Source organism: Streptomyces sp. MK37H (genome assembly GCF_018035285.1).
Classification (GTDB): Bacteria; Actinomycetota; Actinomycetes; order Streptomycetales; family Streptomycetaceae; genus Streptomyces; species Streptomyces endocoffeicus.
On the sequence record NZ_JAAAYH010000191.1, the window covers coordinates 1 to 16,613 of the forward strand.

Annotated in this window: 14 protein-coding genes; 3 read left to right on the forward strand and 11 right to left on the reverse strand. The window is 72.0% G+C overall.

Annotated elements, in window-relative coordinates; genetic code table 11:
• From GWI24_RS24795 to manD, 4 genes are all read right to left on the reverse strand, one after another.
• Nucleotides 1–208 (reverse strand): alcohol dehydrogenase catalytic domain-containing protein (locus tag GWI24_RS24795; RefSeq protein ID WP_210948124.1); only part of this gene is annotated, 208 nt, incomplete at its 3' end.
• Between the two features lie 43 nt (nucleotides 209–251).
• Nucleotides 252–1,631, reverse strand: a complete 1,380-nt coding sequence (locus GWI24_RS24800) for an MFS transporter (protein ID WP_210948125.1) — start codon at nucleotides 1,629–1,631, stop codon at nucleotides 252–254.
• A 33-nt stretch (nucleotides 1,632–1,664) separates the two neighbouring features.
• Nucleotides 1,665–3,098, reverse strand: coding sequence for a mannitol dehydrogenase family protein (locus GWI24_RS24805; protein WP_210948126.1), 1,434 nt, complete (start codon nucleotides 3,096–3,098; stop codon nucleotides 1,665–1,667).
• A complete protein-coding gene (gene manD, locus GWI24_RS24810; protein ID WP_210948127.1) occupies nucleotides 3,095–4,312 on the reverse strand; it encodes a D-mannonate dehydratase ManD in 1,218 nt (405 codons plus the stop codon). Before manD ends, GWI24_RS24805 begins: the two co-directional genes overlap by 4 nt.
• Before the next feature lie 107 nt (nucleotides 4,313–4,419).
• Here manD and GWI24_RS24815 point away from each other — a divergent pair, with 107 nt between their 5' ends.
• A complete protein-coding gene (locus GWI24_RS24815; protein ID WP_210948128.1) occupies nucleotides 4,420–5,178 on the forward strand; it encodes a GntR family transcriptional regulator in 759 nt (252 codons plus the stop codon).
• 18 nt (nucleotides 5,179–5,196) lie between these two features.
• Here the strand turns inward: GWI24_RS24815 and GWI24_RS24820 are convergent, their stop codons facing one another.
• The 3 genes from GWI24_RS24820 to GWI24_RS24830 are packed head-to-tail and all read right to left on the reverse strand — an operon-like array spanning nucleotide 5,197 to nucleotide 6,717.
• Nucleotides 5,197–5,958: an aminotransferase class IV family protein gene (locus GWI24_RS24820; protein WP_210948129.1), complete on the reverse strand. Its 762-nt coding sequence runs from the start codon at nucleotides 5,956–5,958 to the stop codon at nucleotides 5,197–5,199.
• A complete protein-coding gene (locus tag GWI24_RS24825; protein WP_210948130.1) occupies nucleotides 5,955–6,326 on the reverse strand; it encodes a VOC family protein in 372 nt (123 codons plus the stop codon). The genes GWI24_RS24820 and GWI24_RS24825 overlap by 4 nt, the downstream gene beginning before the upstream one ends.
• A gap of 19 nt (nucleotides 6,327–6,345) precedes the next feature.
• Nucleotides 6,346–6,717 carry a MerR family transcriptional regulator gene (locus GWI24_RS24830; protein WP_210948131.1) on the reverse strand — a complete coding sequence of 124 codons (372 nt, stop codon included), beginning with the start codon at nucleotides 6,715–6,717 and terminating at the stop codon, nucleotides 6,346–6,348.
• Nucleotides 6,718–6,922: 205 nt separating this feature from the next.
• Here GWI24_RS24830 and GWI24_RS24835 point away from each other — a divergent pair, with 205 nt between their 5' ends.
• On the forward strand, nucleotides 6,923–9,061 hold the full coding sequence (locus tag GWI24_RS24835; protein ID WP_247616846.1) for a sulfatase-like hydrolase/transferase: 2,139 nt from the start codon (nucleotides 6,923–6,925) through the stop codon (nucleotides 9,059–9,061).
• A gap of 24 nt (nucleotides 9,062–9,085) precedes the next feature.
• Here GWI24_RS24835 and nrfD read toward each other — a convergent pair whose 3' ends face one another.
• From nrfD to fdh, 3 genes are read right to left on the reverse strand one after another with little or no spacing between them, the layout of a single operon-like run.
• The gene (gene nrfD, locus GWI24_RS24840; protein ID WP_210948132.1) at nucleotides 9,086–10,135 is read right to left on the reverse strand and encodes an NrfD/PsrC family molybdoenzyme membrane anchor subunit; all 1,050 of its coding nucleotides are present in this window, start codon (nucleotides 10,133–10,135) and stop codon (nucleotides 9,086–9,088) included.
• Nucleotides 10,135–11,154 (reverse strand): 4Fe-4S dicluster domain-containing protein, encoded by a 1,020-nt coding sequence (locus tag GWI24_RS24845; protein ID WP_210948133.1) that lies wholly within the window; start codon nucleotides 11,152–11,154, stop codon nucleotides 10,135–10,137. The genes nrfD and GWI24_RS24845 overlap by 1 nt, the downstream gene beginning before the upstream one ends.
• Nucleotides 11,151–14,414 carry a formate dehydrogenase gene (fdh, locus tag GWI24_RS24850; protein WP_210948134.1) on the reverse strand — a complete coding sequence of 1,088 codons (3,264 nt, stop codon included), beginning with the start codon at nucleotides 14,412–14,414 and terminating at the stop codon, nucleotides 11,151–11,153. The genes GWI24_RS24845 and fdh overlap by 4 nt, the downstream gene beginning before the upstream one ends.
• A gap of 60 nt (nucleotides 14,415–14,474) precedes the next feature.
• Between fdh and GWI24_RS24855 the strand changes: the two genes are divergently transcribed.
• Nucleotides 14,475–15,209, forward strand: coding sequence for a DUF429 domain-containing protein (locus GWI24_RS24855; RefSeq protein WP_210948135.1), 735 nt, complete (start codon nucleotides 14,475–14,477; stop codon nucleotides 15,207–15,209).
• Between the two features lie 112 nt (nucleotides 15,210–15,321).
• On the opposite strand, the gene GWI24_RS24860 is transcribed toward GWI24_RS24855, so the two are convergent.
• A complete protein-coding gene (locus GWI24_RS24860) occupies nucleotides 15,322–16,479 on the reverse strand; it encodes a transglycosylase family protein (RefSeq protein ID WP_210948136.1) in 1,158 nt (385 codons plus the stop codon).
• Nucleotides 16,480–16,613 lie beyond the last annotated feature (134 nt).

Sequence of the window (16,613 nt, forward strand, 5' to 3'; positions counted from 1 at the left end):
TTCCGGCCGCCTCGTGGCCGAGCGCGGTGGGGGAGCGGAGCAGATTGGGGCCGTTCTCGCCGTGGGCGTAGTAGTGCAGATCGGAGCCGCACAGCCCGACCGCGCCGATCTCCACCAGGACCTCGCCGGGGGCGGGTTGGGGAATCGGGTGCCGCTCGATGCGCACATCCTTCGGGCCGTGCAGGATCGCGGCGGTGGCGTCGTTCATCGGGATGGTTCTCCAGGTATGTGACGGATGTGCGGTCGTGGGCTCAGGCGGCGGTCAGCCGCAGCGGTTCGACGCGCTTGATGACCAGGCCGTAGGTGAGGGCGCCGACGATGCACAGCGCGCCGGACAGCATCAGCGGGGCGACGAAGGAGTGGTGGAAGAAGCCCAGCAGCAGACCGGTGGTGGTCGAGCCGAGCACTCCGGCGAGGTTGGAGGCGAAGTTCTGGATGCCGCCGAGCGAGGCGACATGGCGCGGGGTGGGCGCGACGTCGGCGGGCAGGCTGGCCACCGAGGCGGCGGAGAAGGCCAGGCTGGCGTAGCTGACGGACAGCAGGGCCAGGGCCCACAGGGCGCTGGGGACGAGCACGGCGAAGGCGATGACGGAGGAGAAGAGCATTCCGCACACCAGACAGGTCTTGCGGGCCCGGCTCACCGACCAGCCGCGGCGCAGCAGGGTGTCGCTGGTCCAGCCGCCGAGCAGGCTGCCGCCGATGGCGACGATGCCGGGCAGGGCGCCGTAGAAGCCCAGTTTGAGCAGGTCGAAGCCGCGGGCGTCGACGAGGTAGCTGGGGAACCAGGTGATGAAGAAGTAGATGACGTAGTTGAGGCAGAAGAAGCCGATCATCATGCCCCAGACCGTGCGGTGGCGGAACAGGTCGCGCCAGCGGACGGCGGGCTCCTCCGGCGCCGTCGTCTCCTCGGCGGGGTTCCCCTCGAGCCGGGCGCCGCCCGCCATGACGTAGGCGCGTTCCTCGGCGCTGAGCCCGCCGCGCGCCGAGGGCTCGCGGTAGGCCTTGAGCCACAGCGCCACCCACAGCAGGGCCACGGCGCCGGTGACCCAGAACGCCATCCGCCAGCCCTGCCAGGCGATCAGCGCGGTCACGACGGGGGCGGCGACGGCGGTGCCGGCGCGGGCGCCGTTGTCCCAGACGCTGTTGGCCAGGGCCCGTTCGCGGACCGGGAACCAGCGGGAGACGGACTTGGCGCACGAGGGGTACGCGGGGGCCTCGCCCGCGCCGAGGGCGAGGCGGGCGAAGAGGAGGCTGCCGATGCCCCGGACGAATCCGGTGCCCACGGTGACCAGTGACCAGATCAGCCCGCCGATGGCGAACATGCGCTTCTCGCCGTAGCGGTCGATGAGCGCCCCGGCGGGCAGTTGGCCCAGCGCGTAGGTCACGAAGAACATGCTGAGGATGACGCCCTGCCACTCGGGGCCGATGTGCAGGTCATCGGTCATATAGGGCAGGGAGATGGAGATGGTGGCGCGGTCGACGTAGTTGACGGTCATGCCCAGGAAGCAGAGGAAGACCATCAGCCAGCGGGTGTTGTGGCGCAGCCCGCGGGGGCGCGGTGGCCCGGTCGTGGCCTCGTCCTGGGCTGGGGAGTGCTGGTCGGTGGCGGGGACGGCTCTGGGGGTCTTCAAGGCGGCTCTCCTTTGAAGGGGTGGTGCGTGGGGTCAGCGCGGTGGCCGGGCGCGGGGGTCCAGCTCCGCCCGTACGGACGCGACGAGGGCGGTGTCGTCGGCGAGGTCCTCGGCGCCCAGTAGCCGCAGCAGCCGGCGCGGGGCCTCGGTGCGCGGGCCGTCCCAGGCGCGGCGCAGCTCCTCGGCCCGGGGATCGTCCAGGGGGTGGTCGCGGGTGAGGCGGGCCCAGGCGGCGAGGGCGGTGGCCAGGAGCGGGGTGTCCCGTCCGGCGGCGCGCAGTTCGCGCAGCGGGGCGAGCCACCGTTCGGGGATCTTCTGGGATCCGTCCATGGCGATCTGCTGGATGCGGTGGTGCATCGCGGGGTTGGCGAAGCGGTCCACCAGGCTGTCGATGTAGGCGGGGAGGTCCAGCCCCTCGGTGGGCGGCAGGCTCTGCGCGGCCTCGGCGCAGTAGGCGCGTACGGTCTCCTCGCCCCAGGGGGTGGCCAGGACATCGGCGACGGTCTCGCACCCGCCCGCGAGCCCGAGGTACGCGATGAGCGAGTGGGAGCCGTTGAGCAGCCGGAGCTTGGCGAGCTGGTAGGGGCTCACATCGGGGACGAAGCGAACCCCGGCCGCCTCCCAGTGCGGGCGGTCGGCGGCGAAGATGTCCTGGAGCACCCACTGGGTGAACGGTTCGCCGGTGACCGCGCCCGCGTCGTCCACGGTCAGGGCGCGGGCGGCGGTCCGCCGGTCGGTGTCGGTGGTGGCGGGGACGATGCGGTCGACGACGGTGGCGGGGAAGGCGACCGAGCCGGTGATCCAGTCCAGCAGGCGGTCTCGGTCGTCCCATGCGGTGGCGGCGATGAACTCCCGTACCAGGCGCCGCAGTACCGCGCCGTTGTCGGCCATGTTGTCGCAGGAGACCAGCGACACCGGGGCGCCGCCGGCCCGCAGCCGGGCGCGCAGCCCCGCGGCGAGCTGCCCGGCCACGCTCGCGGGCGCGGGCCGCCCCGCCAGGTCGCCCCGGATCAGCGGGTCGTCCAGGGCGAGTCCGCCGGTGGCGGCGTCGCGCCGGTAGCCCTTCTCGGTGACGGTGAGGGTGACGACGGTGACCTCGGGGGAGGCGAGGAGCGCGCCGAGCCGGGCGCCGTCGTCGGTGGCGTGCAGCACCTCGGTCACGGTGCCGACCACGCGGGTGGCCGGGCCGTTGGGGCGCCGTTCGGTGAACGAGTACAGCCCGTCCTGTGGGCGCAGCGCGTCCACGACGGACCGGCTGCGCTGGGTGACACCGGCGATGCCCCAGCCGCCGCCGTGCGCGGCCTCGGCGGCTTCGGTGTAGAGGGCCTGGTGGGCGCGGTGGAAGGCGCCGATGCCCAGGTGCACGATCCGGGGGCGCAGCGCCCGCGGGTCGGTGCGCGGGCGGCTCTCGGCGGGGACGCGGGGCAGGGTGGCCAGCGACAGGCGCCGCGGGGAGTCGGCGGTCACCAGTCGTGCACCGACCCGTCGGTACGGCGGCTCACCGGGAGGTACTTCGGGTCGTACGGGAAGCGGGCGGCCGCCTCCTCATCGAACTCGATGCCGAGGCCGGGCGCGGCCGAGGGGTGCAGGGCGCCGTCGATCAGCTCGTAGGTCGGCCGGAACACCTCGTGGGTGAGCGGGTCGTGCGCCATGTACTCCTGGATGCCGAAGTTGGGCACGGTGACATCGAGGTGGACGGCCGCCGACATGCTCACCGGGGACAGGTCGGTGGCGCCGTGCGAACCGGTGCGCACCTGGTACAGCTCGGCGAGGTGGAAGATCCGCCGCAGATGGGTGATGCCGCCGGCGTGCACGACCGAGGCGCGGATGTAGTCGATGAGCCGCTCGGTGATGAGCTGCTGGCAGTCCCAGATGGAGTTGAAGACCTCGCCGACCGCGATCGGGGTGGTGGTGGACTGCCGGATCTGGCGGAAGGACTCCTGGAGCTCGGCGGGGGTGGGGTCCTCCATCCAGAACAGCCGCACCTCCTCCAGGCTGCGGCCGAGCCGCCCCGCCTCGGTGGGGGTGAGCCGGTGGTGGACGTCGTGCAGCAGGTGGAAGCCGAAGCCGAACCGCTCGCGGACCGCCTCCAGATAGCGGGGTGCGAAGTCCAGATACGCCTCGGTGGACCACGGCTGCTCCTCGGGCAGCGCGCCGGTGGCGGGCTCGTAGACGGTGGCGACGGTGCCGTGGCGGATGCCGTAGGTGCCCGGGGAGCCGGGGACGGCGGCCTGGGCGCGGATAGCGCGGTAGCCCATCTCCTGGAAGCGGGCCACGTCGTCCAGCAACTCGGGGACGTCGCCGCCGCTGGCGTGGCCGTAGACGAGGGCGCCCTCGCGGGCCTTGCCGCCCAGCAGCTCGTACACCGGAAGGCCCGCGACCTTGCCCTTGATGTCCCACAGCGCGGTGTCCACGGCCGATATGGCGGTCATGGTCACCGGGCCGCGGCGCCAGTAGGCCCCCTTGTAGAGGTAGTGCCAGGTGTCCTCGATGCGGGCGGGGTCGCGCCCGATCAGCAGGGGTACGAGGTGGTCCTCCAGATAGGAGGCGACCGCGAGCTCGCGGCCGTTCAGGGTCGCGTCACCGAGACCGGTCACGCCGTCGGAGGTGGTCACCTTCAGGGTCACGAAATTGCGCCCCGGCGAGGTGACGATGACCTTGGCCTCCGTGATCGTGGCCATGCGCGCGTGCTCCTTACTGAGCGGGCTCCCGGGGTGGAGTCCGGGCTGTCGGTCGGCTACCATACAAGTACGTCAGCAACTGGAGTCAAGGGTTCGGAAGGGGTCAGATGGCATCGGCGGAGGGACTGAACGCGGCACGCTCCCGGGGGCGCAACACCCGGCAGCTGGTCCATGAGGTGCTGCGTTCGCGCATCGTCGGCCTGGAGCTGGAGCCCGGCTCCGCCGTCTCGGAGAACGATCTGGCGGCCGAGCTCGGGGTGAGCCGCACCCCCGTCCGCGAGTCCCTGATCCTGCTCGCCGACGAGGGGCTGGTGGACATCTACCCCCAGATGGGCACGTTCGTCTCGCGCATCCGGGAGCGCGATGTGGCCTCCGCCCAGTTCATCCGGGAGGCACTGGAGTGCGCCGCGCTGCGGGAGGCCGTCGGCAAGGCCGGCGCGCGGGACGTGGCCGAGCTGCGGGTCCTGCTCACCGCGCAGGAGGAGGCCGACCGCCAGTCCGACATGGAGGGTTTCTTCCAGCTGGACGAGGAGTTCCACGCCCGGCTGATGGCGGTGAGCGGCCACGCCTCGGCCTGGCCGGTCGTCAGCCAGGCCAAGGCCCAGCTGGACCGGGCCCGCAGGCTGTCACTGCCGATGACCCAGCAGATGTCCCTGCTCATCGGCCAGCACCGCGAGGTGGTCGACCTGCTGGAGGCGGGCGATCTGGACCGGGCCGATGAGTCGCTGCGCTCCCATCTGCGGCTGGTCTTCAGCGATGTGGAGAAGATCCGCGCCAGGCACCCCGAGCTCTTCAGCGACGAGGACGCTCCCCTGCGGCCCCGCCGCGACAGCGCCCGGCGCACCGCCTCCCGGGGAGACCGCTAGTGGCGGCGCCCGGCATCATCAGATCGCGTCCCACTCCACCGCGTCGTACGCCGCGCCCACCCGCCGCGTCAGCTCCGCGTCGACCGCGTACTCCACCTCGTCGATCCGCCGCACCGGCGCGAACCCCTGTGAGTTGGTGAGGAACGCCGACCGGTAGGAGGAGAGGTCGGCGAGGGTGACGCGGCGGCGGGCCGAGGGCAGGCGCGGGGCGAGCAGGGCCATGGTGATGCCGAGCAGTGAGGGGGCGTCCGGCCAGATCACGGACGAGCCGTCCCAGAAGGCGATATTGGTGATCGCGCCCTCGGCCACCACGCCCTGCGGGTCGGTCAGGAGAGCCTCGTCGTGTCCGGCGCGGTGTGCCGCGGTGAGGTAGTGGTGCTGGCCGAAGCCGCCCAGATGCTTGATGTGGGGGACCTCCCGGACGTAGGGGACCGACATCACGGACTTCGGCTCCGTGGCCATTGTCTGCGGGGGACGCACCGTGACCATCAGGGTGGCCCGCTCGTCGCCCTCGGGCCAGTAGACATAGACCCGGAGCGAGGCGTCCCGGACCCCGGCGCCCTCCAGGGCGTGCCGGATGTCCGCCCGTACGCGCGCCTCGTCGAGGTCGCCGCCGAACAGTTCCCGGGTCGCCGAGCGCAGCCGCTCGAGATGGAGATCGAGGCCCCGGACCCGGGCGTCCCTGATCTGCATGGCCGTGAAGTGCCCGTAGCTGGTGAGCGCGGGCAGCCGCAGGGTGTCCGCGGTGGCGGGCGATCCGTTGATCTCGATGTGGCTCATCCGTCCACCTCCTCGGGCTCCTGGCGGTGGGTGAGCACATTGATCACCCGCCCGTTGGGGTCGCGGACGAAGAAGCGGCGGACGCCCCACTCCTCGTCGCGCAGGGGGTGGACGATCTCGGCGCCGCTGTCGCGCATCGCCGCGTAGGCCGCGTCCACGTCGTCCACCTCGATGCTCAGATCGGGGACCACCGGCCCGGTCCTGTCGTCGGTCATCACGCCGATCTGGGCCGTGGGGTTGTCGGGGGAGGCGAGGGTCATGACCCAGCCGAGGTTCATCACCTCCTCGAGGCCCAGGAGACCGTAGAACTCCCGGTTCTCCCGCATCGCTTCGGACCGGACGTTGGGTACGACACGGCGGACGGTCATCGCGGGCTCCCCCGGTGGTTCAGCTGGTGGTGTGGTTACCGATCACGGCGTCAAGATACTCGGAGACCGCGTCCCGGTTGCGGGTCAGGCAGTCGATGCGCCGGGTCATGCGGTCCCGCTCGTTCTCCAGCGTGGCGATCATCTCCGGTGTGGCATCGGAGAAGTGAATGAGCCGGGGCTTGTCGAGACACGGCAGGATCTGCTTGATGATGCGGGTGGGCAGCCCGGCGTCGAGCAGGCCCCTGATCTGCAGCACCCGGTCGACGAGCCGCTCGTCGTACGAGCGGTAGCCGTTCGCGCAGCGGTCGGGCAGGATCAGCCCCTGCTCCTCGTAGTAGCGCAGCAGCCGGCGCGGTGTGCCGGTGCGCTCCGACAGCTCTCCGATGCGCATGCGCGGGTCCCCCTCACTTCACATCCATGTGAGGGATGCAGCGTAGCGTCGGGGCGGGCGCACTCGCGAGGGGCGGAAGGCGCCGGGAAAAGTGCCAGGTGATTGAACGCGGACCCCCGGCACGCCGTACGGATAACGACGGGCCCGGCCACCCGAGCCGGGTCCGCCGTGCCACCACCGGGCTTCGCAGGGAAGGACCTTCGGGTTGTCGCGCCAATCGAGCTCTCGTCAGCGGTCGGAAACGGACAAGGGAATCACGGAGGAGGGCCTGACGGAGGGCCCGTCACCGGAGGGTCCACCTGAGCGCACGCCGGAAGTCCCCGCCCAGGGGCGGGATCACGCCGGGGAGCGGGATACGGCCCCCGCCCGGGCGGCGGACGCCGCCGCGGACGCGGACACCGCCCAGGACACGGACACGGTCGCGGACGCCGGCGGCTCCGCGGGACACGACATGTCCCCCGAGCCGCCCGGCGATGCGGAGGAGGCGGAGGACCCGGACGAGACCACCGTGACCGGCCCGCTGGCCGGCACCGCCCCCGACGCGGTCCCCGCCCGCAAGGGCTGGCGGGCCAAGTACCCCGTCGTGGCACGGACGGTGGCGTGGACGGTCACGGGACTGTCCCTCGCCCTCGTGTTCATCGCCCTCCTCCTGCCGACCAAACTCGCCCTCGTGGAACCCAGCGCCTTCATGCGCATCCCGGTGGAGGGGATCTTCGGTGCCACGCTGCTGCTCATGCTGCCGACGATGGCGCGGCGGGTGGTGGCGGTGCTCGCCGGGGCGGCCCTCGGGGCGCTGACCATCCTGAACCTTCTCGACATCGGCTTCAACGAGTTCCTCGGCCGTGGGTTCAACGTGGTGCTCGACTGGATACTGCTGGACGACGCCGAGTCCTACCTCAAGGACTCGGTCGGCGGGACGGCCGCCACCGTCACCGTGATCGGGGTCGTGGTGCTCGCCGTCGCCCTGCTCGTCCTGATGGCGCTCGCCGTCCTGCGGGTCAGCAACGTCATGGCGCGGAACACCGCCGTGGCCACCCGCACCACCCTGGTGCTCGGCACCGTCTGGGTGATGTGCGCGGCGCTCGGGGTGCAGGTGGCAGGGGCGCCGTTCGCGTCCAGGAGCACCACCGCGCTGGTGCAGGACCGGGCGGAGCGGGTGCGCAAGACCCTCAAGGACGAGCGGGAGTTCGCCAAGGTGGCCGCCGTGGACACCTATGGCGACACCCCCGGCGACCAGTTGCTGACCGGGTTGCGCGGCAAGGACATGATGATCACCTTCATCGAGAGCTACGGCCGCTCGGCCATCGAGGACCCGGCGATCGCACCTGGTGTCGACAAGACGCTCAAGAACGCCACCAAGCGGCTGGGCAAGGCCGGATTCGCCGCCAAGAGCGGCTGGCTCACCTCGGCCACGTACGGTGGCAGCAGCTGGCTGGGCCACTCCACTTTCCTCACCGGCCTGTGGATCGACAACCAGAACCGCTACCGCACCGTCACCGCGGGCGACCACATGTCCATCACCCGCGCCTTCCAGCGCACCGGCGCCTGGCGGACCGTCGGCATCATGCCGGGTGTCACCAAGGGCTGGCCGGAGGGCAAGTTCTACGGCCTCGACCACGTCTACGACTCCCGCGACCTCGGCTACAAGGGCCCGAAGTTCAGCTGGTCGACCATGCCCGACCAGTACACCCTGAAGGCGTTCCAGCGCCTGGAGCACGGCAAGAAGCGCGACAAGCCGCTGATGTCGGAGATCATCCTGACCTCCAGCCACCAGCCCTGGGCGCCCATCCCCAAGACGATCCCCTGGAGCCAGGTCGGCGACGGCTCGGTCTACAAGGCCATCCAGAAGGCGGGCAAGAAGCCGGCGGATGTGTTCACCGACCCCAACAAGGTGAAGACCGAGTACGGTAGGTCCATCCAGTACTCGGTCAACAGCCTCATCGACTATGTGCTGAAGTACGGCAACAAGAACACGGTGCTGGTCTTCCTCGGTGACCACCAGCCCCTCGCCCGGGTCAGCGGCGACAACGCCAGCCGGGACGTGCCGGTGGCGATCGTCGCGCACGACAAGGCGGTGCTGGACCGGATCTCCCACTGGGGCTGGGACGACGGTCTGATGCCGGGCGGGAAGGCCCCGGTGTGGAAGATGAGTTCCTTCCGCGACCGCTTCCTGGACGCCTACGGGCCGAACCCCGGCGGCGGCACGGCGCCCGCCTCACCGTCGGCCTCGCCCAAGGCAACCTCGCCCAACGCAACCTCGCCCAAGGCAACCTCGCCCAAGGCAACCTCGCCCAAGGCAACCTCGCCCAAGGCAACCCCGCCGTCGCCTTCGGCCAAGCGATAGCCCCTCGACGCTCCGGGCGGCGGGTCAGTCGTCCTCCGGCCGCTCCCGCCGCGCGTCGAGCCGTTCCCGCTGGGGCAGGACCGTGTACTTCGGGTCCTCCGCCGACCGCATCCCGGCGTGGAACACCCCGAAACGGGTGCACGCGGAGGCCGCCAGCAGGGCCGCGCCGCCGAGGGCCGCGGCGGGACGGCTGCGGCGGCCGAGGAGGGCGCCGCCGAGCGCGCCCGCCACCGAAAGCGCCTCGGCGGCGCGCATCAGCTTGCCCGCCCGGCCCTCGCGGTAGGTCTCGGCGACCACCCCGAGCCGCCGTTCCATGGCCTTGACGGCGGCGGTCTCCACCGCCGTGCCGAGCAGCGCCACGCCCCGCGCCGGGGCGTTCTCGGCGACCGGCGAGGCCAGCAGGGCCATACCGCCCGCCGCCATGGCCGCCGAGCCGACGAAGACGAACGGCAGCTCGCGATAGCCGTCGTGCCATGCCGGGACGGCCGTGTCGGCGGCCAGCACCGCCGTGTACGAGGCCACCGCAGGACCCAGCAGCGCCGCCCCCACCGTGGCCGCCCGGCCGGCCCGCGGCAGCCGCCCGGCCAGGTCCGAAGCGGCGGCCGCCCCGGCCATCGGGCCGTAGGCCGCCAGCAGCCATGAGCCGACGCTCATCGGCGAGGTGGGCTTGAAGACCCGCAGCATATTGGCGAACCGCCCGGGGCGCCCGAGGTCGTGGATCAGGGCGGCGGTGGAACCGGTCAGGGCGGCGATCGAGGACACCTTGAGCGCGCGGGCCATGACCGGACGGCCGGTCAGTTCGGCGCCCGCCGCGAGCACCGACCCGGCGCCCGCGAGCCCGCCGAGGAAGAAGTAGCCCGCGATGTCCAGGGGGCTCCAGGTGGGCGGGTTGAGCACCGGCCGCCCGTAGTAGGAGGTGAACTCCGCCCGGGGGACCATCGACTGCTCGCCCTTGTGGCCCTTCCCGCCCTTGCGGCCGCGTCGCCTGCCGTCCCCCATCCCCTTGCCGACCTGCGCGTCCCGGCCCGGCCGGGCGCCGCGGACGCCGTCACGGGTGACGTCCGACTCGCTCATCAGCGCCTCCTTCCGGTACGGCGCCCGCTCACGCCGGCCTGGGCCGCGAACACGGCGGCCACGCCGCCGAGCAGGGACAGGGCCGCGGTACCCGCGTGCCGCCACATCGAGGGCAGATCCCGGGTGGTGACGACCGGGTCCGGCGGCAGCCCGTACACCTCCGGCTCGTCCAGCAGCAGGAAGAAGGCGCCGTCGCCGCCGACGCCGTCCTCCGGGTCGTGTCCGTACAGCCGCGCGTCCTCGACGCCCACCCGGTGCAGCTCCTCGACCCGGGCGGCGGCGCGCTCGCGCAGCTCGTCCAGGGGGCCGAACTGGATGGAGTCGGTGGGGCACGCCTTGGCGCACGCGGGTTCCTGGCCGGCGCCCAGCCGGTCGTAGCACAGGGTGCACTTGTGGGCCCCGCCGTCCTCGGGCCGTACGTCGATGACCCCGTACGGACAGGCGGGCACGCAGTAGCCGCAGCCGTTGCAGACGTCGTCCTGGACCACCACGGTCCCGAACTCGGTGCGGAACAGCGCACCGGTCGGACACACGTCCAGGCACGCCGCGTGGGTGCAGTGCTTGCACACGTCCGAGGACATCAGCCACCGCAGCCCGTGCTGCCCGCCGTCGGACGGGGACGCCGGGGAGGTGGGGGTGACCGCCGCCTCCTCCACCGGGGTCCCGGAGCCCTGCGCCGCGAGGGCCAGCACATCGACATCGCCGTGGTCGACGCCCGTCCCGGCCCGGCCCAGCGGCTTGTTCTGCTCGATGAAGGCCACATGGCGCCAGGTGGAGGCGGAGAGGCCCTGGGTGTTGTCGAAGGACATGCCGGTGAAGTCCAGCCCGTCCTCCGGGACGGCGTTCCACTCCTTGCACGCCACCTCGCACGCCTTGCAGCCGATGCACACCGAGGTGTCGGTGAAGAAGCCGACCCGGGGCGGATGGTCCTCGTGCCCGGCGTCCCCGGCGACGTCCGGTTCGGCTCCGGCGAGCAGATTGCGGCCGATCAGCGATGAGCGCTTCGAGGTGTCGGTCATCCCCGCACCTCCGTTCCGGTCCGCACCGTGATGCCGGCGCGCCGCCGGTAGTCTTCGAGCAGGGCCGTCAGCTCCGGGCCGCGGGGGCGGCGGCCGGGACGGATGTCGGCGCTCAGCGCCTTCACCTCCTGGATGTGGACGTTCGGGTCGAGGGCGATGGCGGACAGTTCATTGGCGGCGTCCCCGCGGGTGTAGCCATTGGGACCCCAGTGGTACGGCAGCCCGATCTGATGCACCGTGCGGCCCCCGGCCCTGATGGGGGACATCCGCTCGGTGACCATCACCCGGGCCTCGATCACCCCGCGCGCGCTGATCAGCGTCGCCCATCCGGTGTGCTCCAGATGTCGCTCACCGGCCAGCTCGGGGGAGACCTCGCAGAAGAACTCCGGCTGCAGCTCGGCCAGATACGGCGTCCAGCGGCTCATCCCGCCCGCCGTGAAGTGCTCGGTGAGCCGATAGGTGGTGATCATGTACGGGAACACCTCGCTGCCCGGTTCGCCCCCGCTGGGGTGGAAGGCGTTGTGCTCATCGGGGATCACCTCCCGGGCCGGGTTGCGCTGCTGCTCCGGGTAGAGGGGATTGCGCACCGGCGAGTCCTGCGGCTCGTAGTGCGTCGGCATCGGACCGTCCACCAGCCCGGCCGGGGCGTACAGCCACCCCTTGCCGTCGGCCTGCATGATGAACGGATCCACTCCGCTGAGCGCGTCCGGGCCCCGGGCGTCATCGGGCGGCCGGTAGGAGGGCGCCCGGTCGGGGATGAAGTCCGGGATGTCATGGCCGGTCCACCGCCCCCGCTCGGCATCCCACCACACCAGCGCCTTGCGCTCGCTCCACGGCTTGCCGTCGGGGTCGGCCGAGGCGCGGTTGTAGAGGATGCGGCGGTTGGCGGGCCAGGCCCAGGCCCATTCGGCGGCGATCCAGTCCTGCTCGGTGTGCGGTGTGCGGCGGGCGGCCTGGTTGACGCCGTCGGCGTACACCCCGCAGTAGATCCAGCAGCCGCAGGAGGTGGAGCCGTCGTCCTTCAGCTGGGTGTACGCGCTGAGCGGCTCGCCGCGCGCGTCCTGGCCGTTGATCTCGGCCAGGATCGCCTCGGCGCTGGGCTCGTCCCGCGGTCCCTCGGTGGGGTAGGACCAGGCCAGGTCCTGGATGGCCCGGTCCATCGGGTCGGTGGAGTCCTTCAGCCGCTCCTTGATCCGCCGCCCCAGGTGGTACATGAACCACAGATCGCTGCGCGCCTCGCCGTCCGGCTCCTTGGCGGCGAAATGCCACTGCAGCATCCGGTTGGTGTTGGTGAAGGAGCCGGACTTCTCGGTGTGGGCGGCGGCGGGAAAGAAGAACACCTCGGTGGCGATGTCCTCGGTGCGCAGCTCGCCGGTCTCGATCTCCGGCCCGTCCTTCCACCACGTGGCGGACTCGATGAGGGAGAAGTCGCGGACCACCAGCCAGTCCAGGTTGGCCATGCCCAGCCGCTGCATCTTGGTGTTGGCCGAGCCCACGGCGGGGTTCTCACCCATCAGGAAGTAGCCCTTGCAGACTCCGTCCAGCATCTCCTTCACCGTGTGGTAGGTGCTGTGGGAGCCGGTCAGCCGGGGCAGATGGCCGAAGCAGTAGTCGTTGTCGGCGTGCGCGGCGTCGCCGAAGTACGCCTTGAGCAGGCTGACGACATAGGAGCGCATCTCGCCCCAGAAGCCCTTCTCGGTCTTGATGGCCTCGACGAAGGTGTCCAGGTCCTCATGGGCGTGGGCGTGCGGCATCGGGATGTAGCCGGGGAGCACATTGAACAGGGTGGGGATGTCGCTGGAGCCCTGGATGCTGGCGTGGCCGCGCAGCGCCTGGATGCCGCCGCCGGGGCGGCCGATGTTGCCGAGCAGCAGCTGGAGGATGCTCGCGGTGCGGATGTACTGGGCGCCCACGGTGTGCTGGGTCCAGCCGACGGCGTACACGAACTCCGAGGTGCGGTCCGGGCCGGAGTTCTCCACCAGCGCGCGGCACACCTCCAGGAAGGTGTCCTGGGGAATCCCGCAGGTCTCCTCGACCATCTCGGGTGTGTAGCGGGAGAAGTGGCGCTTGAGGATCTGATAGACGCAGCGCGGATGTCGCAGGGTCCGGTCGGTGGGGACCTGCGCGGAGGTGGGCGCGCCGCCGGAGCCGTGGGATTCGGAGAAGGCGGCGGTCGACAGGGATGCGCCACGCCGGGTGCGGTCCTCGTACAGCTCGTCGGGCGCGCCCTGCGGCGCCTGGACCTCGGCGCCCTCGTAAGCCCAGGTGGAGATGTCGTAGTGGCCGGTCTCCGGGTCGAGACCGGAGAAGATCCCGGCCAGGTCCTCGGTGTCCTCGAACTCCTCGCCGACGATGCTCGCCGCGTTGGTGTACTCCAGGACATAGTCGCGGAAGTCGTGGCCGCCGGTCAGGACGTGGTTGATGATGCCGCCGAGGAAGGCGATGTCGGTGCCGGCCCGGATCGGTACGTACAGATCGGCCAGCGCGCTGGTGCGGCTGAAGCGCGGATCGACATGGATGACCTTCGCGCCGCGCGCCTTGGCCTCCATCACCCACTGGAAGCCCACGGGATGGGCCTCGGCGAAGTTGGAGCCCTCGATCACGACGCAGTCCGCGTTCTGCAGGTCCTGCAGAAAGGTGGTGGCGCCACCGCGACCGAAGGAGGTGCCGAGCCCGGCCACGGTCGAGGAGTGGCAGACCCGGGCCTGGTTCTCCACCTGGATCACCCCGAGCCCGGTCAGCAACTTCTTGATGAGGTAGTTCTCCTCGTTGTCCAGGGTGGCGCCGCCGAGGCTGGCGATCCCCAGGGTGCGGTTGACGCCGACCCCGTCCCGCTCCCACTGCCAGCCCTCGCGGCGGGTGCGGATCACCCGCTCGACGATCATGTCCATCGCGGTGTCCAGGTCCAGCCGCTCCCAGTCGGTGCCGTACGGGCGGCGGTAGAGCACCTCATGGCGCCGGGACTCGCCGGTGGTCAGCTGGAGGGAGGCCGAGCCCTTGGGGCACAGCCGGCCGCGGCTGACCGGTGAGTCGGGGTCGCCCTCGATCTGCACCACCCGGTCGTCCTTCACATAGACGTTCTGGGCGCACCCCACCGCGCAGTAGGGGCACACCGACTTGACCACCTTGTCGGCCGTGACGGTGCGGGGGCGCTGCCCACGGGTGGCGGCCGAGGTGGTGGCGGCGCCGCGGCCGAGCGGGTCACTTCCGGTCAGCTGGCGGTAGACAGGCCAATCCTGGATCCATGTACGTACGCCCATCGCCGTCCTTTCCTGCCGTTCGGCCCCGTACCGGCTCATCCGCGTGGTCGGATACGGCGCATGGGTTCCCGTCGCGATGCTTTTCACACTCCGCCCGCACCCGGATGCGCCGAATCGCCCGTCGTGGGGGTGGACGCCTGCCGCACCGGCTGGGTGGCCGTGACCCTGGACGAGGAGGGCCGCTTCGCCGGGGCCGACACCGCCGAGGCGCTGAGCGAGCTGCTCGGCCGGGTTCCGGACGCCGCCGTGGTGGCGGTCGACATGCCGCTGGGGCTGCTGGCGGAGGGATGGCGCGAGGCCGACGCCCTGGCCACCGCGCTGGTGGCCCCGCACCGCTCCCGGGTCTTCTCCGTACCGCCCCGCGAGGTCTGGGAGGCGGCCGACTACGACGACGCCAATGCGGTCTGCCGACGGCTGACCCGTCAGGGGCTGAGCCGTCAGTCGTGGGGGCTGGCCGCGAAGCTGCGCGAGGCCAACGCCTGCCGCGACGGGGGCGACCACCGGCTGTACGAGGTCCATCCCGAGGTCTCCTTCGCCGCCCTCGACGAGGGGCGGCCCGTGCCCTGGAGCAAGAAGAGCTGGAGCGGCCAGGCCGTGCGCCGCCGGCTGCTGGAGGACCAGGGCATCGTCCTGCCCGACGACCTCGGACCGGCCGGGCGGGTGCCGCCCGACGACGTCCTGGACGCGGCGGCGGCGGCCTGGAGCGCGCGGCGCATCGCGCTCCGGGCCGCCCGGAGCCTTCCCGATCCGCCTCAGACGACGGAGACCGGGCTGCCCGTCGCGATCTGGTACTGACCGGTCCCCGCGCGGATGGCGGGAGGCCGCCCGAGCCGTGCCCCGGGCGGCCTCCCCTTCCCCCACCCCTCGGAGATGGACCGTGCGGACGCCATGCGTCCGGTGTGCGGCGTCAGACGCTGACGCCGTGGGAGCGCAGATAGGCCAGCGGGTCGATGTCGGACCCGTAGCGCGGGCCGGTGCGGACCTCGAAGTGGAGCTGCGGTCCGGTGGCGTTCCCGGTGCTGCCGGACCGGGCGATCCGGTGGCCCGCCTCGACCGACTGCCCGGTGCGGACCGTCAGTGCCGACAGATGCGCGTAGTGGGTGTAGAGCCCGTCGGCGTGGCGGATGATCACCTGGTAGCCGAAGGCGCCGCCCCACCCGGCCGCCACCACGGTGCCCGGGGCGGCCGCGCGCACGGAGGTGCCGACGGGGACCGCGAAGTCCACGCCCGTGTGATGGCCGCTCGCCCACCGCGAGCCGCGGATGCCGTACCCCGCGCTGACCGGTCCGCTGACCGGGGCCATATGCGGGCGGGCCGCCGTCTTGCGGACCACCGTGTGGCTTGAGATCGTCGAGGCGCGGTGGCGGGGCGCCGCCTTGTGCGGATGCCGGGAGCCCGCGGGCAGGGTCAGCCGCTGCCCCGGGTGGATCAGATGCGGGTTGGGGCCGACGGTTCCGCGGTTGGCGTGGTACAGCGCCTTCCAGCCACCCCTGACGGACGCACGCGTGGCGATGCGGGACAGCGTGTCGCCGCGGACGACCGTGTAGGAGCCGGACGCCGCCGCGCGCCGGGCGGTGTGCTGCCGGGCCCGGGACTTCGCGGCGGACTTGGCCGACTTCTTGGGCTTCGCCGGATGCTGGGCGCGGGGGTGGGCGTTCTGGCTCGCCACTCCGGCGGGTGGACCGGACCGGGTCAGCCGGCTGCGGACGGAGCACACCGGCCATGCGCCGGGGCCCTGTTTGCGCAGCACCGCCTCCGCCACGGTGATCTGCTGGGCCTTGGAGGCCAGATCGGCCCGCGGGGCGTAGGCGGTGCCGCCGAACGCCTCCCAGGTGTGCTGGGAGAACTGCAGTCCGCCGTAGTAGCCGTTGCCGGTGTTGATGTGCCAGTTGCCCCCGCTCTCGCACTTGGCGACCAGGTTCCAGGTGTCGGCCGAGGCCGCGTGGGCGGCGCCGGTGCCGAGGAACGGCAGGACGATGCCGACACCACCCGCGGTGAGCGCCGCGCACAGCGGCGAGACCCGGCTGGGCGATGCGGGGCGTCGGTGACTTCCTCGTACGGCCATGAGGCTGGTTCCTCTCCACAACGGCTCTCGACGTCGCCCTCCGGAGGACCCGGCGGGCTGTACGAGTACCGCAGCCCGGCCCCGCCGGTCACAAGGCGCAGGGGGCCTCATGGACCGCCGCACGCCGCCCGGTG